Source organism: Neobacillus niacini (genome assembly GCF_023715785.1).
Taxonomy (GTDB): domain Bacteria; phylum Bacillota; class Bacilli; order Bacillales; family Cytobacillaceae; genus Neobacillus; species Neobacillus niacini_E.
In genome coordinates, this window is record NZ_JAMBOX010000002.1 from 409,976 (window position 1) to 431,607 (window position 21,632).

The 21,632-nt window shown below is 42.9% G+C and carries 19 protein-coding genes; 15 read left to right on the forward strand and 4 right to left on the reverse strand.

The window, feature by feature from the left end; all coding sequences use genetic code 11:
- Window positions 1-113 precede the first annotated feature (113 nt).
- From acnA to M3234_RS06695, 9 genes are all read left to right on the forward strand, one after another.
- A complete protein-coding gene (acnA, locus tag M3234_RS06655) occupies window positions 114-2,819 on the forward strand; it encodes an aconitate hydratase AcnA (RefSeq protein WP_262303948.1) in 2,706 nt (901 codons plus the stop codon).
- 353 nt (window positions 2,820-3,172) lie between these two features.
- Window positions 3,173-4,870 carry a ribosomal protection-like ABC-F family protein gene (gene abc-f, locus M3234_RS06660; protein WP_262303949.1) on the forward strand — a complete coding sequence of 566 codons (1,698 nt, stop codon included), beginning with the start codon at window positions 3,173-3,175 and terminating at the stop codon, window positions 4,868-4,870.
- A gap of 78 nt (window positions 4,871-4,948) precedes the next feature.
- A complete protein-coding gene (locus M3234_RS06665) occupies window positions 4,949-5,485 on the forward strand; it encodes a peroxiredoxin family protein (RefSeq protein WP_262303950.1) in 537 nt (178 codons plus the stop codon).
- 140 nt (window positions 5,486-5,625) lie between these two features.
- Complete coding sequence (locus M3234_RS06670; RefSeq protein ID WP_066304847.1) at window positions 5,626-5,757, forward strand: FbpB family small basic protein; 132 nt, start codon at window positions 5,626-5,628, stop codon at window positions 5,755-5,757.
- A gap of 65 nt (window positions 5,758-5,822) precedes the next feature.
- A complete protein-coding gene (locus tag M3234_RS06675) occupies window positions 5,823-5,963 on the forward strand; it encodes an acid-soluble spore protein N (protein WP_262303951.1) in 141 nt (46 codons plus the stop codon).
- Between the two features lie 157 nt (window positions 5,964-6,120).
- A complete protein-coding gene (tlp, locus tag M3234_RS06680; protein ID WP_262303952.1) occupies window positions 6,121-6,348 on the forward strand; it encodes a small acid-soluble spore protein Tlp in 228 nt (75 codons plus the stop codon).
- Between the two features lie 117 nt (window positions 6,349-6,465).
- Window positions 6,466-8,781 carry an AAA family ATPase gene (locus M3234_RS06685; protein ID WP_262303953.1) on the forward strand — a complete coding sequence of 772 codons (2,316 nt, stop codon included), beginning with the start codon at window positions 6,466-6,468 and terminating at the stop codon, window positions 8,779-8,781.
- Window positions 8,781-9,209 (forward strand): acyl-CoA thioesterase, encoded by a 429-nt coding sequence (locus M3234_RS06690; RefSeq protein WP_066304838.1) that lies wholly within the window; start codon window positions 8,781-8,783, stop codon window positions 9,207-9,209. Before M3234_RS06685 ends, M3234_RS06690 begins: the two co-directional genes overlap by 1 nt.
- 14 nt (window positions 9,210-9,223) lie before the next feature.
- On the forward strand, window positions 9,224-9,541 hold the full coding sequence (locus tag M3234_RS06695) for a hypothetical protein (RefSeq protein WP_262303954.1): 318 nt from the start codon (window positions 9,224-9,226) through the stop codon (window positions 9,539-9,541).
- Window positions 9,542-9,555: 14 nt separating this feature from the next.
- On the opposite strand, the gene M3234_RS06700 is transcribed toward M3234_RS06695, so the two are convergent.
- The 4 genes from M3234_RS06700 to plsY all read right to left on the reverse strand — a co-directional run bounded on the left by M3234_RS06700 (window position 9,556) and on the right by plsY (window position 12,523).
- Window positions 9,556-10,317: a CPBP family intramembrane glutamic endopeptidase gene (locus M3234_RS06700; protein ID WP_262303955.1), complete on the reverse strand. Its 762-nt coding sequence runs from the start codon at window positions 10,315-10,317 to the stop codon at window positions 9,556-9,558.
- Window positions 10,318-10,354: 37 nt separating this feature from the next.
- The gene (locus M3234_RS06705) at window positions 10,355-11,503 is read right to left on the reverse strand and encodes a CapA family protein (RefSeq protein ID WP_262303956.1); all 1,149 of its coding nucleotides are present in this window, start codon (window positions 11,501-11,503) and stop codon (window positions 10,355-10,357) included.
- Window positions 11,504-11,625: 122 nt separating this feature from the next.
- Window positions 11,626-11,796 (reverse strand): hypothetical protein, encoded by a 171-nt coding sequence (locus M3234_RS06710; protein WP_262303957.1) that lies wholly within the window; start codon window positions 11,794-11,796, stop codon window positions 11,626-11,628.
- Between the two features lie 127 nt (window positions 11,797-11,923).
- A complete protein-coding gene (plsY, locus tag M3234_RS06715) occupies window positions 11,924-12,523 on the reverse strand; it encodes a glycerol-3-phosphate 1-O-acyltransferase PlsY (protein WP_262303958.1) in 600 nt (199 codons plus the stop codon).
- 163 nt (window positions 12,524-12,686) lie between these two features.
- Between plsY and M3234_RS06720 the strand changes: the two genes are divergently transcribed.
- The 6 genes from M3234_RS06720 to M3234_RS06745 all read left to right on the forward strand — a co-directional run bounded on the left by M3234_RS06720 (window position 12,687) and on the right by M3234_RS06745 (window position 21,568).
- Window positions 12,687-14,426, forward strand: a complete 1,740-nt coding sequence (locus M3234_RS06720) for a glycosyl hydrolase family 18 protein (RefSeq protein ID WP_262303959.1) — start codon at window positions 12,687-12,689, stop codon at window positions 14,424-14,426.
- A 250-nt stretch (window positions 14,427-14,676) separates the two neighbouring features.
- Complete coding sequence (locus M3234_RS06725; RefSeq protein WP_262303960.1) at window positions 14,677-15,510, forward strand: sensor histidine kinase; 834 nt, start codon at window positions 14,677-14,679, stop codon at window positions 15,508-15,510.
- A 101-nt stretch (window positions 15,511-15,611) separates the two neighbouring features.
- Window positions 15,612-16,031 carry a CoA-binding protein gene (locus M3234_RS06730; protein WP_262304130.1) on the forward strand — a complete coding sequence of 140 codons (420 nt, stop codon included), beginning with the start codon at window positions 15,612-15,614 and terminating at the stop codon, window positions 16,029-16,031.
- A 266-nt stretch (window positions 16,032-16,297) separates the two neighbouring features.
- Entirely contained in the window at window positions 16,298-18,277 is a 1,980-nt protein-coding gene (parE, locus tag M3234_RS06735; protein WP_262303961.1) for a DNA topoisomerase IV subunit B, read from the forward strand.
- Window positions 18,274-20,721 carry a DNA topoisomerase IV subunit A gene (gene parC, locus M3234_RS06740; protein ID WP_262303962.1) on the forward strand — a complete coding sequence of 816 codons (2,448 nt, stop codon included), beginning with the start codon at window positions 18,274-18,276 and terminating at the stop codon, window positions 20,719-20,721. Before parE ends, parC begins: the two co-directional genes overlap by 4 nt.
- Before the next feature lie 97 nt (window positions 20,722-20,818).
- Window positions 20,819-21,568: a hypothetical protein gene (locus M3234_RS06745; RefSeq protein WP_262303963.1), complete on the forward strand. Its 750-nt coding sequence runs from the start codon at window positions 20,819-20,821 to the stop codon at window positions 21,566-21,568.
- The last annotated feature ends 64 nt before the right edge of the window (window positions 21,569-21,632 follow it).

Consider the following 21,632-nt stretch of genomic DNA (forward strand, 5'->3'; position numbering starts at 1 on the left):
CTTTCTTGTTATTTACTTATGTAATCGCTTGTATTAAGATTAGAATTGTGAGAAAAGTTAAGCCGGATGGGAATTTTCAAACTTTTCGACTTTTCGAATAGGGGGGTTTTTTCATGGTTAAAAAGGATGTATTTAACGCCCGCTCTTCCTTCGACGTTAACGGCAAAAGCTATCACTATTATCGCTTGGCCGCTCTGGAAGAAGCAGGCATCGGCAATGTATCAAAATTGCCTTACTCCGTAAAAGTATTACTAGAATCAGTGCTTCGCCAATACGATGGCCGTGTAATCACAGAAGAGCACGTTGAAAACCTGGCAAAATGGGGAACAGATGAGCTTAAAGAGGTGGATGTGCCATTCAAGCCATCACGCGTTATTCTTCAAGACTTCACTGGCGTTCCTGCAGTCGTTGACCTTGCTTCTTTAAGAAAAGCAATGGCTGACCTTGGCGGTGACCCAGACAAAATCAACCCGGAAAAAACAGTTGACTTGGTTATTGACCACTCTGTACAGGTTGATGCATATGGAAACGAAAATGCGTTAAAAGTAAACATGGACCTGGAATTTGAACGTAATGCCGAGCGTTATCAGTTCTTAAGCTGGGCACAAAAAGCGTTTAACAACTATCGTGCTGTTCCTCCTGCAACTGGGATCGTTCACCAAGTTAACCTTGAGTACTTGGCCGATGTGGTTCATGTTGCTGAAGTGGACGGCGAACTAGAAGCATATCCAGATACCCTTGTTGGTACTGACTCCCATACAACGATGATCAACGGTCTTGGTGTTTTAGGCTGGGGCGTTGGCGGTATCGAAGCAGAAGCTGGCATGCTTGGTCAGCCTTCATACTTCCCAGTGCCAGAGGTTGTCGGGGTTAAATTAACTGGCGAACTGCCAAACGGCGCAACTGCGACAGACCTTGCGTTAAAAGTAACCCAAGTTCTTCGTAAGCATGGCGTGGTAGGCAAGTTCGTAGAATTCTTCGGACATGGCGTATCTGTACTGCCACTTGCTGACCGTGCCACAGTTGCCAACATGGCTCCTGAATATGGCGCAACTTGCGGATTCTTCCCAATTGATGATGAGTCTCTCGCATATATGCGCTTAACTGGCCGAGATGAAGAAGCTATTAAAGTAGTAGAAGCATATTGCAAAGCAAACGGCTTATTCTTCAATCCTGCAGAAGAGCCTGTTTATACGGACGTCATCGAAATCAATCTTGCTGAAATCGAAGCAAATCTTTCCGGCCCTAAGCGTCCGCAAGATTTAATTCCACTTTCAAAAATGAAGGAAGAATTCGTGAAGGCTGTTTCTGCTCCGCAAGGCAACCAAGGTTTCGGCTTAGGCGCAGATGAGCTTGAAAAGTCTGCAACGGTTAAGTTTAATAATGGTGACGAAGTAGAAATGAAGACTGGTGCAGTTGCGATTGCGTCAATAACTAGCTGTACAAACACTTCTAACCCTTATGTACTGGTTGGTGCAGGACTTGTTGCGAAGAAAGCAGTCGAACTTGGAATGGAAGTTCCTAAGTTTGTCAAAACTTCTTTAGCACCTGGCTCCAAGGTTGTAACTGGATATCTTCGTGATTCCGGCTTGCTTCCATACCTTGAGCAAATCGGCTTCAACCTTGTAGGGTACGGCTGTACAACATGTATCGGTAACTCCGGTCCATTAAAAGAAGAAATCGAGAAAACTGTAGCGGAAAACGACCTATTAGTTACATCCGTTCTTTCCGGTAACCGTAACTTCGAAGGACGTATTCACCCGCTTGTAAAAGCGAACTACCTGGCTTCACCGCCGTTAGTAGTCACTTATGCATTAGCAGGTACTGTCAATGTTGACTTTGAAACAGACCCGATTGGTAAAGACAAAGACGGCAACGACGTGTTCTTCAAGGACATTTGGCCAACAACTGCTGAAGTTAATGATGTTGTGAAGCGCACTGTAACTCCTGAGCTATTCCGTAGAGAATACGAGAATGTCTTTGGTGACAATGAGCGCTGGAACGAAATCAAGACTAGCAATGAGCCATTATATACTTGGGATGAAGATTCCACTTACATTGCTAACCCGCCATTCTTTGAAGGTTTATCTAAAGATCCAGGCGAAGTTGAGTCATTAACTGGTCTTCGTATCGTTGGTAAGTTCGGCGACTCTGTAACAACTGACCATATTTCTCCTGCAGGAGCAATCGGCAAGAATACTCCAGCTGGAAAGTATCTATTAGAAAAAGGCGTTCAGCCTCGTGACTTTAACTCTTACGGTTCTCGCCGTGGTAACCACGAAGTCATGATGCGCGGTACGTTTGCAAACATCCGCATCCGTAACCAAATCGCTCCTGGTACAGAGGGCGGCTTCACCACTTACTGGCCAACAGGCGAAGTGATGTCGATTTATGATGCTTGCATGAAGTACAAAGAGCAAGGTACAGGCTTAATGGTTCTTGCCGGCAAAGACTACGGTATGGGATCTTCCCGTGACTGGGCTGCTAAAGGTACAAACCTTTTAGGCATCAAAACCGTGCTTGCTGAAAGCTTTGAGCGTATCCACCGTTCTAACCTTGTGTTAATGGGCGTTCTTCCGCTTCAATTTAAAGACGGCGACAGCGCTGAATCATTTGGTTTAACTGGTAAGGAAACATTCGAAGTTCAAGTGGACGAAAGTGTTAAACCACGTGATCTTGTAAAAGTAACAGCAACTGCTGAAGACGGCAGCAAGAAAGAATTTGAAGTGGTTGTCCGCTTCGATTCCGAAGTTGAAATCGACTACTACCGTCATGGCGGTATCCTGCAAATGGTATTGCGTGAAAAGCTGCAAGCTTAATCGAAAAGCGGAAGCGCCTAAGCGCTGTAGCTAGACAATAATCTGCAATTAACACACCGTGCTCCTTGGGCACGGTGTGTTTTTCTTAAAACCATTGACATTTCGGGCGTTATTTAAATAAAATGGAACTATCAAACGAAAAGGAATGAAACAAAGGCCGATGAAGTTTTAATCTTATTTTTCAGCACATGATTCGAATAAACGAAAAATGTTGAACCTGAAGAATGGGATTTGTCTGCCCTTTTTTATGTCCTGATCATACGTACGCTTCCTCAAACCTAATTAAGGTTTATTTTGTGTGCCATTATTATGACATTTAACTCTCTTCAGGTTCGCTCGAAGGGGGTTTTTTTATGAACAAATATACAGTGGTTCTGAACGTGAAGGGTTTAGAGAAAAGCTATAATTCACGTAAAATTTTGGACCAAATCCAGTTTGATCTTAAATACGGCGAAAGAATCGGGCTTGTTGGCTATAACGGGGCGGGCAAAACCACTTTGGCCAACCTGGTATTGGGAAAGGAAACACCTGACAAAGGATGGATTGAAAAAAAAGCCCAATTAAAAATCGGGTATCTTTCACAATCGATCGATTATGAAGTGAATGATTTTCAAGAAGCATTAAAAATAAAAGAGGTCTATCAGCTTGCCAGCGAACTTGGTCTCAAAAAGGTCTATGATTGGCAGGAAGACAGGCTGGCTAACTTGAGTGGCGGGGAGAAATTAAAGCTTGCCCTGTCAAGCATTTGGGCTTCCAATCCAGATTTATTGATTCTCGATGAACCAACTAACCATTTGGATTACAAAGGAGTCAATTGGTTAGTTTCTGAAATCGAAAAATTTCCAGGGGCTGTGTTCATTATTTCCCATGATCGGCATTTTCTTGATCAGACTGTCAAACGGATATTTGAACTGCAAGCGGGGAAACTCCATCATTTCAATGGAAATTACACCGCTTACCGTCAGGAAAAAGAACGGCAAAGGGCGAATCAGCACCATCAATATGAAGTCCAGCAGCGCCAGATAGAAAGAATGGAAGCGCAAATGGAGCAGTTAAAGACTTGGTCTGATAACGCGCACCGAGCCTCTACAAAAGAAGAAGGCTTTAAAGAATATCACCGAGTAAAGGCCAAAAAGGTTGATAATCAGGTAAAATCAAAAAGAAGGCGATTGGAGAAAGAACTTGCAAAAAATAAGGTAGAAAAACCGATTGAGGATGCAAAGGTTCGTTTTCAGTTTGACGGCCATGGCAAACGGGGAAAACGAATCATTGAAGCCCGAAACTTGGGGATGTCCTACGACGATCGGAAGCTGTTCCAAAACTCGCAGTTTTATATCAATCACGGCGAACGGATTGGGCTTTTAGGAGAAAACGGCTGCGGTAAAACAACCCTAATCAAGATGATTATGGGTTTGGTGGAAGGTACCACAGGCGAATTGTGGAGCAGTAAGTCGCTAAAGATCGCTTATCTTAGCCAGGATGTTTCCGATTTGCCCGCTGAAAAGACAGCGTTGGAGGCTATGGGTTTTACGGATAAGAAAAGCATTTTTAAAGCTAGGACCATGCTAGCCAACATTGGATTAACAGAGCAGTTGATCATGAAGCCAATCGGTACATTAAGTCTCGGCGAACGGACGCGGGTAAAGTTGGTGGATATGTTGATGAAAGAATACGATGTGTTGATTTTGGATGAGCCAACCAATCATCTTGATCTGCCAAGCAGGGAGCAGCTTGAAAAAACGTTAAGCGAGTTTACTGGAACAATTATAACAGTCTCCCATGATTATTATTTTTTAAACAAGCTTTGTGACATTGTGCTTGCTTTTGACAATAAACAAATTAGCCGTTTAGAAATGACACCGGAACAATATTTTAATAAAGGCAAACAGGATGGTGATGATAAACAGGAAACACTGTTGGTCATTGAAACGAAAATCGCTGCTATACTCGGAAAATTATCGACTATAGACCAAAAGGATTCAAATTATCAGCGTTTGGATGAGGAATTTCAAGCGCTTGTAAAGCAAAAAAACCGATTGTCACAGAATTAACACATCCGATTTTGTTTCCATAGGGTTTATAGTGTAAAATCAACATTAGTGAGTACTAAAACGAAGGAGAGATTCGGGATGTGGAAAAAAGTCATTGCTGCCGTGTTGTTAATTTCGTTATTAACCGTAGCAATTGTCCAAGCAGTTAATAAACAAACAAAAGAACCCGAGCCAGCGAGTCAGACCGCTGCAAGCCAAAAAGGCCCTGCAGTAGGCTCAATGGCCCCGGATTTTGAATTAAAAACATTGACTGGCGAAACTGTAAAGCTTTCCAATTTAAAAGGAAAAAAAGTGATGCTCAATTTCTGGGCAACCTGGTGTCCGCCTTGTAAAGCGGAAATGCCTGATATGGAAAAGTTTCATCAGGAAGTTGGCGATGAAGTGACCATTTTGGCGGTAAACATTGACCCGCAATTGGATGTTCAAGCATTTGTGGATGAATATAAAATTACGTTCCCAATCCCGTTAGATACCGAAGATGCAGTGAACGAGGAGTACAAGGTCCTGTCGATTCCTACCACTTATTTTATAGACAGTAAAGGAATAATGCAGCATAAATTTGTTGGCTCCATGAAATATAAGGACATGAAAGAACAGGTTGGTAAATTAAAATAGAGAAATCAGGCATTGGTTCACAGCCAATGTCTTTTTTATGAAAAAAGAAAAAAACGAATAAATTTTCAAAAAGTTGTAATAATTGCAACCGTTTCCGGGCATAATTACTGTTACAATAGTAAGTAAGGAAGGTGAGCCAAATGAGAAAACCAAGAAAACGTTCATTTGCAGAACTAGTATCTGAAAATAAATCACAACTTTTAAAAGATCGTGCTGCAATGGAAAAAATCGAACAGCGCATTGAAGCAAAACGTCTCGGCAAAGCTGAGTAACCCAAAAGTTTACCATTCATGGTTTAACGCCCTTTGGACAAAATGTACATAAGGGGGGATAGTGAATGGGTAAAGGGTATCAAACAAAACGTTTCCGACCTTCACATGTGGGGACACAACCTAGAAGGTCAACTGCAAATAAAGGAAATCAAATGCAAGACACCTCAGGCGAACACGCCCAGGTAATGCAAACAAAAGGCGAATAAACATCATTTATAGACCCGAGCCTAAATTGGCTAAGGGTCTTTTTGTTGTGTTAAAATAACGAAATTTTTAGGCATTAAGGTAAACATTGCCGTGATATTTTTTTGCTGTCGAAACAAACTATATCTGTAGTGAGTACATTTCAAGGAGGAACTACGGATGACCTATAATAACAAACCAAATCCAGATGACCGTAGCGATAATGTTGAAAAGCTGCAAAACATGATTGAAAATACAATCCAAAACATGGAAGCGGCTGAAGAGTCAATGGCGTTAACAGACAGCGATACACAGCGCCGGCAAATCCAGGAAAAAAATGAGCGCAGACGTGAAAGCATTGATTCCTTCCGTTCTGAAATCAAAGATGAAGTTAGAGATCAAAAATAATCCATCCAAAGGACCTGTTCCAGCCTAACGGGTCCTTTTCTAATGCCATTTATTTCGCCGGGGTGCGGACTTTATGGTAAGATAGGGAAAGAAATTTTTATAGTGATGTGATAATGAATGAATCAAGATAAACAAGAACAAATCAACACGTGGGAGAACGAGCTAAATGAAGCAGGGGTGCTTAAAGAGGAAAGCCATGTGCTCGAAGCCTATAGCCAAGAACACGATGTCAAAATCTCCTCGAAGCTGCTCACATTATTAGCACTGTCAAGACTTGGCCGCGATCACCAAGATCCATTGGCACCCACCCTGCTTGAAAAAGCAATCGCTCTTAACCCTGAGAACAAACAAGCTAAGGAGATCCTTGTTCGCACCGATTGGCATGACTTTAAAGATATGTTGGACTCACTTGCCTTTCCGGCCATTAGGGAAACAGATAACCGCACGGCAAAGAAGAAAGTATCACAGCATTACATAAGTGTATGCCAGAGGTTTTTGCAAAAGGGTGAAGAGCAGCTTCCGGCCCTAGAGGCGAAGCTTGATCTTGCCTCGACCATGATGGATAAGAATATTTTTCAAACCTACCGCAAGCTCTATGAATTGCTGACTTCTGCGATAAGCGAAACAAGCAGCTTGTTGAAAGCGGCAGAGGAATATGACCAATCGATTACCGGTGTATTTCATACCGCCACCTACTACGATGCTTTAAAATTTCATTTAGCCAACGTAGAAGAAATCAAAACCAACTGGCAGCAGCTTTTTATAACGGATGAAGAGGAGCCCGCCAGTACTGAAAAAACTGCTTTGGACCAATTGCACGGCTTAATCGGCATGGATTCTGTCAAAAAGCGCGTCAATGATTACTACCGGTTTTTAAAATACCAGCAGCAGCGAAAAAAGCTTGGTTTTGCCAGTAAAGACGAAATGAGCCTAAATATGGTCCTTACCGGTAATCCAGGGACAGGGAAAACCACCCTCGCGAGACTGTTGGCGAAAATTTATCACGAGCTTGGAGTTCTGCCACGCCAGAAAGTAATCGAAACCAATCGATCACAGCTTGTCGGCTCCTTTGTCGGCCAGACAGAGGAAAACGTCAGAATGGTTGTCGAACGGGCTGTCGGCGGTGTTTTATTTATTGATGAAGCCTATAGCTTGAAACGTGAGGGTCAATCAGGCAATGACTACGGACAGGCTGCGGTCGATACGCTCGTTTCCTTGATGACGTCACATGAATATGGCGGTAAATTCGCTGTCATCCTGGCAGGCTATCCAGAAGAAATGCGGACGTTTTTACACGCCAATCCTGGCCTGCGCAGCCGGTTTCCGCAATCAAACTTTATCCATTTGCCGAATTACTCCAATGATGAATTAATTCAAATTGCCGAAGCAACTGCCATGGATAATGATTATTATCTAACAGCTGACGCGAAGCTTGAGATCAGTCATCGCCTTGACCAGGAGCGTGTGGACGATACATTTGGCAATGCCAGAACGGTCCGCAATATTGTGATGGATGCGATTTTTAAAAAAGGGGCGGGTACAACCGGGGACGACCTGCTCCAATATATGCTTTTAACCAAAGCGGACTTTACCGTTAATCGTGAGGATCAAACGGAATCACCGAATGATAAGCTCAATAATTTAATCGGTCTTGAATCGTTAAAAACAGAAATTCGTACATTGGTATCGTTTGTAAAAATGCAGCAGTTTCGCCGAAATCATGGACTGCCGACAGTGCCGGTTCAACTGCATTCCGTGTTTACGGGAAACCCTGGGACCGGAAAAACCACTGTGGCCAAGATTTATTCCGAGCTGTTAAAGGAATGCGGGCTATTAAAGCGCGGGCATTTAATTGTCACCAGCAGGGCCGATTTTGTTGCAGGGTATGTGGGGCAAACGGCGGAAAAAACGAAGCGAAAAATCAGAGAAGCACTTGGCGGCGTGCTTTTTATTGATGAAGCCTACTCACTGCTTAGCCAAACCTCAGGAGACTTTGGGAAAGAAGTCATAGATACACTGGTTGACGAAATGACCAAGCAGAACGAAAACTTGGTTGTGATTTTAGCAGGCTACCCAACTGAAATGAATGTCCTGCTTGAAAGCAATCCCGGCCTGCGTTCGCGGTTTAAAAAATTCTTCTTCTTTCCCGACTATTCTCCAGAAGAATTATTGGAAATTATCGTTTCATATGCGGGGAGCTTTCAATACAGCGTGACAGAGAAGGCAAAACAAATGCTAATAAATACCCTTGAAACAGAAACAACTCGAGGAAATGGCCGGTTTGCGACTAATTTGGTCGATGAAATGATTCAGGCTCAGGCGGCCAGATTGATGAATGACGATCCCGGTGAAAATCTGCTGGAGAAATCGCTGATTCTCGAAGCTGAGGATGTTCAAAGAGCAATTGAAAAAATAGTGGGAGTGGAGCGGTAATGGATCATTATTTTGTTTCAACTAGGGAAATTCAGCTTTATTATGCTGATACAGACATGATGGGCGTGATTTATCATGCCAACTATTTAAAGTTCTTCGAGCTCGGCCGGACAGGCTTAATCGAAGACCTCGGCTACAATTATTTATCGATGGAAGAGGCTGGCTATTATGCTCCGGTGTATGATATTGGAATCACCTACAAAAAACCACTTCGATACGGTGACAAGGCCTTTGTGAAAACATGGGTTGAACTTAATGACGGCATTAAAACCATTTATGGCTACTCCATTATGAACGGCAATGATGAAGTATGTGCCGAGGGAACTTCGACTCATATTATTGTCAAGAAGAATAATTTTCGACCGACATCGTTTAAAAAGGCATTCCCTGAATGGTTTTTAAAGTACGAGGAAATTAAAAAGAAGTAAGAGGTGAGGCATGGGTGGCGTTTGGGATTAAGAGACGTGATGTGATCGAATGGAAAGAGAAAATCGATCGTGGCGAAATTGCTTTTCTCACCCATTATTGGCTCGATGACCGTTTTCCTGGGTATAATACCGTAACAAAGGTTGGCTGTGGTGACCTTGATCGGCTGGCACAATGGGGGAAGAAATATGGCCTGAAAAAAGAGTGGATTGACCATCGCAAGGACGGCTATTCCCACTTTGATTTAATTGGACCGAAACAGAAGGAAATCCTGCTCCAGGAAGGGCAGTTTCAACATATTTGGGAAAACAACGAGGGCATACACATGAACTGATGTGTGCCCTCGTTTTAAATTGGCAGAATTACTATGCCACTTAGCAATATAATGACCGTGATCAAAGTATGGACGACAAAAGCAGGAAGAATGCTGTTTGTCTTTACGGTTAAAAAAGTCAATAGTAAGCCCAAGCCGATGAAGATTAAGCTAATTTGCACAGATATACCAAACATCGTCGAACTCAAACCGAAAGCAATACTTGAAATGATCATGGCCCAGGTTTTACCTATTATTTTGATGAACTGGGGAAGCAGCAATCCACGCCATAACACTTCATCTATTAAAGCGTGAATAATGGAAACCAGTAAAATGAATGAAACAGCTCTCACACTTATGTTAACTTTTTGAGAGAAAAGCAGCCCAAGATTAACGAAAAGTAGTAAGCCAGTGAAAAATAGGAACCCTTTCAAATTCAATAGCGCCACTCTTTGTTTCCCACCGTCACACCATAGTTTCTGCTTGAATTGTGCTAAAATATAAATGACCAACACGACTGGAAGCAGACCCAGCAATTGACTAAGTATTACATTAGACGCGGGCGAAAAATGATAGCTTTCCAGGAATTGATCGCCATAAGCTGCCGTTAAATGTCCAACGAAAAAGGCGAGAAGAATCCAGGTGAAAATTCGATTATGTTCCTTTAAAAAGAGGATGGTCAGGAATAAACAGACCAGTAACACAAAGAAGGATGTGTAAATCCCTCTTGATAAAAGAAAAGTCATAATCGTAAACTGAATGCTTACTATAACCCCTGTACTATTGCGGTTTTCCATCCCAAATTCCCCCGTGAATCCATGTTTTTTCTCTGGTTCATCGGAGCCATTGTACCATATGTTCTTGAATTTCGTTATTTTTTGCAACCGCATTAGGGAGGCCAATTGTGGTTGCTGCCTCCAGTGACACTACACGGTAATGATTATTTACTTTTGTAACATATGTCGGATAAAAGACTGGATTTGTCAGCTCCACCATCGTTGCTGCCGCGGATTTATCGAGAGCGATATCAACGCTTGCGATCCCGCCAATATCTTTATACTGGCCAGTCTGGGCTGAAAGGAAGTTCCCTAATGAATAGACGACAAAGGTCTTTCTCCCATCGTCTCTTTGAATCCATTCCATTGGTTGAAGAACATGTGAATGAGAACCAAAAATGATGTCAACACCCTTATTTGCTAAAAAGTTTGCCAGCTCTTTTTGCTGGTTGGTCGGATTCCGTTGGTATTCAATTCCCCAATGAATGCTCATAATGACAACATCTGCCTCGGCTTTAGCCCGGTCTATTTCTTGTGCCATCCGTTCGCGGTTGATGACATTGACTAAGTAATCTTTTCCCTTTGGGACAGAAATTCCGTTCGTTCCATAAGTATAGGAAAGAAACGCCAGCCTGATCCCGTTTTTTTCGATAATCCTTAAGGTTTTCTGGTCAGCAGCATCGGTAAAGCTGCCAACGTACGGCAATCCTATGCTGTTGAAATAGGCCGTTTCCGATCGGATCCCTTTCTCGCCACGATCCAATGTATGGTTATTGGCCGTTGAAACGATGTCAACTCCATTTTCCTTGAGAGCATCGGCCACTTGGTGCGGGCTGTTGAATTTAGGGTAACCGGATAAACCTAGTTCAACTCCGCCTAGCAAGCTTTCCTGGTTGGCTGTAAGAATATCCGGATTTTGCAGCAACGGTTTAACCTGTTCAAACATCGGGTTAAAATCGTAATTGGCCCCATTAAAAGCATCTCGATAAAGCGGGCTGTGAATCAGGATATCGCCGATGGCAGCGACGGTAATTTTTGGGGTATAGGCATGCTGAATATTTTCGAATAAACGCGGTTTATGGCTGGCTGAAGCTTTTGCGACGACAGGTTGTTGTGAAAGCTCTTGTTGTTGCGCGATGAGAAAGGAGGCCAAGAGGCTACAGCCTATTATGATGAGAAAAGATGGGATAACGGCACTTTTTTTCATAAACCCTCCGATAGCACTATTTTTATATAGTTCTTTATTACTACTATAGTGGATTATTCGGAATCTTGGAATAATTTTTATACAAAAACAGAGTCCCAATTTAAAGGACTCTGTTTCTCAGTCTAATTCTCTAATTCATTTAAAAAATCGATTAGTTCATCAAAATTTTTAGTAACCTTTATAGGAGAACTTTCGGCGGCGTTTTCATGATAAAATTCAATGATAAATTCCTTCACATCCGTGCTGTCGGAAACAAGGGTAGAAAATATAAAGTCCTGTTTACACATTTCCATCTAACGTCCCTCCCAGTATGTAGCAGTTTGGTAACTTAAGTTTACTCTAATATCTACTTTACAGCCGGGAGAAAAATGAAAGTTTCATGAAAATTAAAAGGACCTTGAGGGGTCCTTTTAATCTGCTTTACAACCAACTTATTTTTGGTTCCGTTTTATTCTTAATTCTTTTAATATTAGCCCTGTGCCGGTAAACCACGAAGGAGGCCAATAAGAATACCGCGACTAAAAGGGGGATGTCCAATTGTTGAATCACCCCGGTCGTCAACACATACAGAACGGCAATCACGCCGGCGATCATCGAAGACAAGGACACATACTTCGTTATGTAGAGACTGATAAAAAAGGACAACAGCAGCGTTATAAACAAAAATGGCGCATAAAACAGCAGGACTCCTCCGGAGGTTGCTACCGCTTTCCCGCCGCGGAATCCGGCAAAGATTGGATACGTATGCCCCAAAACAGCCAACAGACCAGGTATTAGAGGATTCATATCAATGGAAAGCAAACCAGGCAGTGCTGCGGCCAAAGTCCCTTTTAAAATATCCGCAATGGTTACGATTAATCCTGCTTTCACTCCAAGTGTCCGGAATGTATTGGTTCCGCCCAAATTACCGCTGCCATGCTGGCGGATATCGGTTTTATAAAAGGTCTTTCCAATGATTAACCCTGAGGGAATCGACCCAAGCAAATAGGCGAGGATGATGATGAGAATAATTTGAATCATTTAATGATAACTCCTTCAATTAAAAATTCGGGTTCTTTTATTTTACCATGTATCTTTCAAAAAACACTATAGTCTATGTATTGTCGCTAAACTTATATTTAATTAAGAAATTTCTTTTCATTTCATCCTTCTTACCGTACGATTATATACGGGAGTGAGATATATGGCACAGATTGAAATTCATAAAACAAAAAAACAATCAAAAAAATGGCTGATTACGGGCATTGTCGGCTGTTTATTGCTGATTTTTTCTTCGATTATTCTATTATTATATCCATTTGCTTCGGAAGAAAAAAAGACTTATTTTAACGGCAAGTTTCCCATCCTTTTTAAGGGAAAGCAACAGGCCAATGCCCTTGTTGAGGGAAATTCCCTTTTTGTCCCCTTGGCATTTTTGCAGGAACAGATCGACCAAAGCATTCTTTATGATGAAAAATCAAAATCCGTCATCATGACTACGAAAAGTAAAGTTGTTCAGATGCCCACCGATTCGTTAACCTATTTTGTCAACGAGGCACCGGTCGATTTGCAGCTTTCACCGATTATTTCACGGGATGGCAGAATTTTTGTCGCGCTCGACGCCATCCTGCCATTTTACGGCATTCAATATGAGAAATTGCCGGACAGCGGGGCGATTCTGATTCAGGCGGATGGGGACCAATTCATATTTGCCAGAGTGATAGAAAATGATATTAATAAAGAAAAGTTAAGGTTGCGCACCGGCGCTTCTTGGCAAACGCCATATGTGGCGGAAATGAAGCCAAAGGAAGCGGTCACGATTGAGGGAGAGAAGGATGATTTTTATTTCGTGAGGAAAGCGAATGGAATCGGCGGCTATATCAAAAAAGAATATATTACAAAGGGAGAACCTGTAAAGATCACCATCAACCGTGAACTAGAGACAACCCAAGCCCCCAAGATTAACGGACCGATTCACTTAACTTGGGAAGCGGTTTATACAAAAAACCCTAATTCTGCAAAAATACCGGAAATGGCTGGGGTGAATGTCGTATCGCCGACCTGGTTTTCGCTTGCAGGTGCTGACGGCTCGATTAAAAATCTCGCCTCTCTGGAATATAGTAAGTGGGCACAAGGGAAGGGCTATCAGGTTTGGGGCTTGTTCTCCAATTCATTCGACCCGGAGCTCACCCATGAGGCATTAAAGGACTTTGACACGAGGAAGACCATCATACGACAACTACTCACGTTTAGCCAGATGTATCAATTAAATGGAATTAATTTTGATATCGAAAATGTCTACCCAGAGGATGGGCCGCTCGTCACGCAATTTATGCGGGAGGCAGTTCCTTATTTGCATAAAGCAGGGCTGATTGTCTCGATGGACATTACATTTGCCGCAGGTGAAAATAATAACTGGTCATCTTTTTACAACCGGCCGAAGCTTGCTGAAATAGTCGATTACTTGGTGGTAATGGCTTATGATGAGCACACAAAAGCCACCGGTCCCGGCAGTGTGTCAAGCTTGCCATGGGTGGAGAATAATCTGCAAAGGTTGCTAAAGGATGTTCCAAAGAAAAAATTGATCCTAGGAGTACCGTTATATGCAAGGCTGTGGAAAGAGCAAACTGGCGCTGAGGGCAATGTTGAAGTGTCCTCAACAGCGATGTCGATGGATAAGGTAAAGGCATGGCTGGCGGAAAAAGGTGTGCAGTCGAGTTATGACCCTGAATCTGGCCAGAATTACGCTGAATATCTTGACCAAGGCGAGAACGCCACCTATAAAATATGGATAGAAGATGAAATGTCTTTGAAAAAGCGCGCGGATTTGGCTATAAAATATGAGCTGGCAGGAGTAGCCAGTTGGTCTAGGCTATTCGGGGACCAAACAGCTTGGACGGCTTTAAATTTAATCCCTGATCAAACTGTGACCCAAAACGACTGAACCGGCTTCATGCCGGTTATTTTTTTACCCTATAACGTCAAAAAGAAAGAAAATCAACAGGAAGATTTTCCTAAAAAGTAAGAAGATTTAACGTCAATTTTATTACAAAAGTATGGAGAATTTTCTAACCATTTGTTAACTTGTAGAAACCCTTGCAGGTAAAAACCTATAATTAGTATAACAATAAACTAGTGACAGTTAGACCGTTCAATAGATTATTACTATACTAAAAAATAATGGATGTGAATGTATGAAAGGGCTAGTAGAAAGTCAAATAGGTTATCGGGATCTGGCAGAGAAATACGAGGCGATTAATCGGCGACTAGAGGAACGCCTTCAGCATGAAATTGCCAAAAACAAAGAGAAAGATCTGTTGCTAATTCAACAGGCTCGGCTTGCGGCGATGGGTGAAATGATTACCACGATCGGCCAGCAATGGCGCCGCCCGTTAAAAAGCCTATCCCATCTCATTCAGGATGTAAAAGAGGCGGATGAATTTGGCGAGATTGACGGGCAATTTATTGACCGGTTTACTCGCGAAAGCATGATGCAAATCAATCTAATGTCACGAGCGATTAACGATTTTCGTAAGTTCTATAAGCCCGATCAAGAAAAATGCACATTTTCCGTAGGGGATGCCATCGAAGATGCCCTGTTCATTTTTTCCCAAACGTTTAAAGATCATGGAATTGAGGTGGGATTTGAATACCGGGGGCAACAGCCGGCCTTTGGATACCCTAACGAATTCAGCCAAGCTGTCTTGCATATCTTAACCAATGCCAGGGATGCCTTTGTGGAATCAGGAAGCAGCAGTCGGATCTTGACAATCAAAATCTTTGAAACAGAACAGTTCATTACTGCGGAATTTACCAATAATGCCGGAGGAATAGAACCGAGCTTAATGAAAACTATATTTGCTCCGTATTTTACAACAAAACCGCATGGCACAGGGCTTGGACTTTACATGACAAAAAAGATCATGGAAAACATGAATGGCATCGTTACCGTTGAAAACACTGGGGAGGGGGCCCGCTTCACCTTATTTGTTCCAAAGGTTAGTGCAGCAGTTAAGGCTGATTATTAATTATTTTGCAAGGGCTTCCGGGTATCGGAAGCTTTTTGTTATATATTTTTCTGATAAACAGGTAAAATAAAGAAAATGGACCAACATAAGGAGTGAAAATGATGGCAATTGAAAATCCGAGCCTTGAAGAGATTGGGGCAATTTTGAAAAAAGCGAAAAGAATTGCGGTTGTCGGGTTAAGTAATAATCCGGAGCGCACCTCCTACCAAGTTTCCGAGGTGATGCAGCAAGCGGGTTACGAGATCATCCCGGTTAACCCAACAATCGATGAAGCTTTAGGTGTTAAAGCGGTGGCGTCATTAAAGGACATTGAAGGTCATGTCGATATCGTTAACGTATTCCGGCGTTCCGAGCAATTATTTGATGTTGCCAAGGAATTTGTTGAAATTGATGCGGATGTTTTTTGGGCACAGCAAGGCCTCGTCAATGAAGATGCCTACAATTTTTTAAAAGAAAAAGGCTACACCGTGATTATGGATCGCTGTATTAAGGTTATGCACGCCTATACTCGGAATCAATAATTATCCTAAAAAGCTGCCAAAAAATAGGGCAGTTTTTTGTTTTTTATCCGGGAAATAATAGGGCAAAACGATGTTGTTTTAAAATACATATTTGCCAAATCAAAATAAATCGCTAAAATAAAGCTTAGACACGCTCAGAACTTATGGTAAAATTAAGTAACAAACATTTGTTCTAGGATGTTTTTAAACTTCATTCATTTTTTAAAATGATTGTTTATAAATAGAAAAGATGTTTTCTTTTGTGAGGGAATGAAAGGGGTATTTTAGTGGCAAGAAATCAGCAAGCTTTTGATTATAATGATGATGCCATCCAGGTGCTCGAAGGTCTTGAAGCGGTCCGAAAGCGCCCGGGGATGTACATCGGCAGCACCGACGCCCGCGGCCTTCATCATCTCGTTTATGAAATTGTCGATAACGCCGTGGATGAAGCGCTTGCAGGGTATGGCGACCACATCATTGTAAAAATCCATAAAGACAATTCAATCAGCGTCGTTGACAAAGGACGCGGGATGCCTACGGGCATGCATAAAATGGGGAAACCGACTCCTGAGGTCATCTTAACGATCCTCCACGCCGGGGGTAAATTCGGCCAGGGCGGTTATAAGACAAGCGGCGGTTTGCACGGTGTGGGCGCATCTGTCGTGAACGCATTATCGGAATGGCTGGTCGTCACCATCAAGCGTGACGGCTTTACGTATGAACAGCGATTTGAAAATGGCGGAAAGCCGGTTACTACGCTTGAGAAGATCGGTAAAACGAACCAAACCGGAACAACCATTCACTTTAAACCAGACTCGACCATTTTCTCGACCATCACTTATAATTTTGAAACACTCGGTGAGAGGTTAAGAGAGTCGGCATTTTTATTAAAAGGGTTAAAAATTGAGATTATTGATGAGCGGAATGATGTGCGCGAGACCTACCATTATGAGAATGGGATTGAGGCATTTGTCGCTTATTTGAATGAAGAGAAGGATTCCCTTCATCCGGTAGTCAGCTTTGAGGGTGCGCAAAACGGAATTGAAGTGGATTTTGCCTTTCAATTCAATGACGGCTATTCAGAAAACGTCCTGTCTTTTGTCAATAACGTTCGCACAAAAGACGGCGGCACCCATGAGATTGGGGCCAAAACGGCAATGACAAGGGTGTTTAATGACCATGCCCGCAAGGTTGGCTTATTAAAGGACAAAGACAAAAATCTTGATGGGGCCGATATTCGCGAAGGATTGTCCGCGATCATTTCAGTGCGGATCCCAGAACAGCTATTGCAATTTGAGGGACAAACAAAAGGAAAATTGGGAACAAGTGAAGCTAGATCGGCTGTAGATGCAGTTGTCTCCGAACATCTATCCTACTTTTTGGAAGAAAACCCGGATATCAGTTCCCTGCTTGTCAAAAAATCAGTTAAAGCCTATCAAGCACGCGAAGCTGCCAGAAAAGCTCGTGAAGATGCACGAAGCGGCAAGAAACGCAAGCGCTCAGAGGCAATGCTATCAGGTAAATTGACACCGGCACAATCGCGCAACCCACAAAAGAATGAGCTTTACCTTGTTGAGGGGGATTCAGCGGGCGGTTCCGCGAAGCAAGGCCGTGACCGCCGTTTTCAAGCTGTGCTTCCACTAAGAGGTAAAGTTATTAATACCGAAAAAGCAAAGCTGGCTGACATTTTTAAAAACGAAGAAATCAATACTATGATTTATACAATTGGCGGCGGGGTTGGCACTGATTTTAATATTGAAGATATTAACTACGATAAAATCATTATTATGACCGATGCCGACACGGACGGAGCGCATATTCAGGTATTATTGCTGACATTCTTTTACCGTTACATGAAGCCGCTTGTGGAAGCCGGACGCGTCTATATTGCCCTGCCTCCGCTTTACAAAGTTAGCAAGGGCACCGGTAAAAAAGAAATCATTGAATATGCCTGGAATGAACAAGAATTGCAAACGGCCATGAAAAAGGTTGGCCGCGGCTATATCATCCAGCGCTATAAAGGTCTTGGCGAAATGAATGCGGACCAACTGTGGGAAACAACGATGGATCCGGAAAAACGAACGCTGATCAGGGTGAAAATCGACGACGCCGCACGTGCGGAACGCCGAGTCACGACGCTGATGGGCGATAAAGTGGAACCCCGCCGCAAATGGATTGAAAGCAATGTGGCGTTTGGTCTAGAGGAAGATGATAACATTTTGGAAAATGAAAATATCTCTGTTTCAGAGGGGGGGAATGAAGGATGAGTGCAACTGAGAAATTCCGTGACCTGCCTTTGGAAGATGTCATAGGCGACCGTTTTGGCCGATATAGCAAATATATTATTCAAGAACGGGCCCTGCCTGATGCCAGAGATGGATTAAAGCCTGTGCAACGAAGAATTTTATATGCGATGCATGTCGAAGGCAACACCCATGAAAAAGGATTTCGAAAAGCGGCCAAAACTGTCGGTAACGTCATCGGTAACTATCACCCGCATGGCGACTCCTCTGTCTATGAAGCGATGGTGCGGATGAGCCAGGATTGGAAGGTCCGCAACGTCCTTGTCCAAATGCACGGCAACAACGGAAGCGTCGACGGTGATCCCCCGGCCGCGATGCGTTATACGGAAGCGCGCCTGTCCGCGATATCGGCAGAGCTTATGCGTGACATTGAAAAAGATACCGTGGAATTCATTCCAAATTTTGATGACACCTCCAAGGAACCGACCGTTCTGCCGGCCGCGTTTCCCAATCTGCTTGTTAACGGATCAACTGGTATTTCTGCCGGTTATGCAACAGATATTCCGCCGCATCAATTAGGAGAAGTCATTGATGCCTGCATCATGAGAATGGATAATCCTATGGTGTCTGTGGATGAATTATTGACCGTGATCAAGGGGCCGGATTTCCCGACGGGTGGTATTATTCAAGGACTTGATGGCATCAAAAAAGCCTATGAAACTGGTAAAGGTAAAATTATCGTTCGTGGGAAAACGGAAATTGAGGAGATGCGCGGCGGCAAGCAGCAAATTGTAATAACGGAAATCCCGTACGAGGTCAACAAAGCGAATCTGGTAAAAAAAATCGACGAATTGCGGTTTGACCGCAAAGTCGAAGGAATTTCCGAGGTTCGTGACGAAACGGACCGGACCGGCCTAAGGATTGCTATTGAATTAAAGAAGGATGCCGATGCTGAGGGCATTTTAGCGTTTTTATTTAAAAATAGTGATCTCCAGGTCACCTATAACTTTAATATGGTCGCGATTCATAACAAGCGGCCAAAGCTAATGGGCTTGCGCGAGCTGCTTGATGCCTATATTGCACACCAAAAGGAAGTCGTAACAAGAAGAACCAAATTTGACCTGGCGAAAGCAAAGGAACGCCAGCATATCGTCGAAGGCCTGATGAAGGCTTTATCAATCCTCGATGAAGTCATCGCGACAATCCGTGCCTCAAAAGACAAGCGTGATGCAAAGGATAACTTAATCGCGAAATTTGCGTTTACAGAACTACAGGCAGAAGCGATTGTTTCCTTGCAACTTTATCGCTTAACCAACACGGACATAACTGCGTTAAGAAATGAAGCGGAGGAATTGGCAAAAAGAATTGAGGAGCTTACCAGCATATTGGAAAGCGAGAAAAAGCTTCAATCTGTTATTAAAAAAGAGTTAAAAGAGGTTAAAAAGCGGTTTTCCGATGAACGGCGCTCGAAAATCGAAGCGGAAATTGAAGAAATTAAAATCAATTTGGAAGTCTTGGTCCCTAGTGAAGACGTCATTGTTACGGTAACCGAACACGGCTATGTGAAACGGACAAGCCCACGCTCCTTTGCCGCATCAAACGGCCAAGATTTGGCGATGAAGGAATCGGATCGCTTGCTGGCACAGCTGGAGATGAATACCCAGGACGTATTGCTCCTATTCACAAATAAAGGAAATTACCTGTATTGTCCGGTACATGAGCTTCCGGATATTCGCTGGAAGGACCTTGGCCAGCATATTGCCAATATCATTCCGATTGACCGCGATGAAGATATCATCAAGGCGATCGCTGTGAAGGATTTTGAGGCTGCAGAGGCATTCCTAGTCTTTATCACGAAAAACGGAATGGTCAAGAAAACGGAACTGAAACAGTACAAGGCACAGCGCCACTCCAAACCGCTTGTCGCAGTCAATCTGAAGGAAGATGACCAAGTTGTCGATGTTCATTTGACCGATGGCAGCAAGGAGATTTTCCTCATTTCCCATTACGGTTACGCCTTATGGTTTGCTGAAGAGGAAATTAGCATTGTCGGTGTTCGTGCCGCCGGCGTAAAGGGCATGAATTTAAAAGATGGTGATTATATTGTTAGCGGTCAAATTCTTGTACCTGGCAGCAAGGACGACACCATCGTGGTTGCCACCCAGCGCGGCGCGGTAAAACGAATGAAATTATCTGAATTTGAGCTTACTTCCCGTGCGAAACGGGGTGTTGTGATTCTGCGCGAATTAAAAGCAAATCCACACAAGATTACCGGTTTTGTCACTGCCAAGGACGAGGATGAAATTTTCATTTTAACTGAAAAAGGACATATTGAAACGTTAAAGACTGGCGAAATTCACTTTAGTGACCGCTATTCAAACGGATCGTTTGTTCTGGATGAAGGAGAAAACGGAAAAGTCTCTTCCATTTGGAAAGTGGCGGCACCACAGGAGAAACCATCTGAATAATGAAATCAGGAACCCGTCAAAGCGGGTTCCTATTTTTTTCATCTTTTTTCCATAATTGGGCATACTAAATAATACTTGATTATGGGAGGGGAAAATAATGAAGAAAGAAGTGCTTCTTGCGATTGTAGCATTTTTCTTAATCTCGACTACCGTTGTCTACGCTATTGAAGAAAACAACAAAATCATTACGATCTCCAAGGAATCAGTCGATATAACCGGCGACGGCAAGGCTGATGACATTTTATTGAGGGGTGTAGCCTATGAGGATGAGGATAGCTATTTAAAAGAAATCTTTGTCGAGGTGGCAGCCTCAAACGAAAAAAACTATAAAATTCCTCTTGAAAGCGGTGCTAGAGCGGGACTTAAACTGGCAGATTTAAATCACGACGGCCTGAAGGATGTGTTCGTAACTGTTGAAACTGGCGGCAGCGGCGGCATTATTCTGAACTATTTATACACATTGAAAGATTTTGTTATAACCGACTTAACTGTCCCAGAACCTTTGGAAATGGACGCCCATTTTTTAAATGGTTATAAGGCAGAAATAGTGGTAAAAGCAACCGGTAAGTCGTACCTTTTTAACTTAAAAGACCGAAAGAAATATTATAAAAAAATCGGGTTGTATGTGAAAGGAAAGTTAAATGAACCAACTGAGCTAATGGTCAATGCGTTTAGCAGCATGGAGCTCGTTCCATTGAACGACGGTAAACTGGGACTAAAGGGTATCCAAAGGGTGGCGGGTATCGCCAATGCCGACACGATTGCCTATGTGGAATCAACCTGGGCTCATGTGGATGGAAAGTGGAAAATGATTGGTATTAATGTATTGCAACACAGGGATAATTAAACCTGTGTTTTTTTATTTTTAAAAATTGACGTCTAATACTTACGGGAATATAATTAGGTATGCA

Bases quoted from the DNA above. Each gene is read 5' to 3' on its own strand.
- M3234_RS06685 (WP_262303953.1), top strand. From the start codon at position 6,466: ATGAATCAAGATAAACAAGAACAAATCAACACGTGGGAGAACGAGCTA.
- M3234_RS06665 (WP_262303950.1), top strand. From the start codon at position 4,949: ATGTGGAAAAAAGTCATTGCTGCCGTGTTGTTAATTTCGTTATTAACC.
- parC (WP_262303962.1), top strand. From the start codon at position 18,274: ATGAGTGCAACTGAGAAATTCCGTGACCTGCCTTTGGAAGATGTCATA.
- M3234_RS06730 (WP_262304130.1), top strand. From the start codon at position 15,612: ATGGCAATTGAAAATCCGAGCCTTGAAGAGATTGGGGCAATTTTGAAA.
- M3234_RS06690 (WP_066304838.1), top strand. From the start codon at position 8,781: ATGGATCATTATTTTGTTTCAACTAGGGAAATTCAGCTTTATTATGCT.
- M3234_RS06720 (WP_262303959.1), top strand. From the start codon at position 12,687: ATGGCACAGATTGAAATTCATAAAACAAAAAAACAATCAAAAAAATGG.
- abc-f (WP_262303949.1), top strand. From the start codon at position 3,173: ATGAACAAATATACAGTGGTTCTGAACGTGAAGGGTTTAGAGAAAAGC.
- M3234_RS06705 (WP_262303956.1), bottom strand. From the start codon at position 11,503: ATGAAAAAAAGTGCCGTTATCCCATCTTTTCTCATCATAATAGGCTGT.
- M3234_RS06745 (WP_262303963.1), top strand. From the start codon at position 20,819: ATGAAGAAAGAAGTGCTTCTTGCGATTGTAGCATTTTTCTTAATCTCG.
- M3234_RS06710 (WP_262303957.1), bottom strand. From the start codon at position 11,796: ATGGAAATGTGTAAACAGGACTTTATATTTTCTACCCTTGTTTCCGAC.
- tlp (WP_262303952.1), top strand. From the start codon at position 6,121: ATGACCTATAATAACAAACCAAATCCAGATGACCGTAGCGATAATGTT.
- M3234_RS06670 (WP_066304847.1), top strand. From the start codon at position 5,626: ATGAGAAAACCAAGAAAACGTTCATTTGCAGAACTAGTATCTGAAAAT.
- M3234_RS06725 (WP_262303960.1), top strand. From the start codon at position 14,677: ATGAAAGGGCTAGTAGAAAGTCAAATAGGTTATCGGGATCTGGCAGAG.
- plsY (WP_262303958.1), bottom strand. From the start codon at position 12,523: ATGATTCAAATTATTCTCATCATCATCCTCGCCTATTTGCTTGGGTCG.
- acnA (WP_262303948.1), top strand. From the start codon at position 114: ATGGTTAAAAAGGATGTATTTAACGCCCGCTCTTCCTTCGACGTTAAC.
- M3234_RS06675 (WP_262303951.1), top strand. From the start codon at position 5,823: ATGGGTAAAGGGTATCAAACAAAACGTTTCCGACCTTCACATGTGGGG.
- M3234_RS06700 (WP_262303955.1), bottom strand. From the start codon at position 10,317: ATGGAAAACCGCAATAGTACAGGGGTTATAGTAAGCATTCAGTTTACG.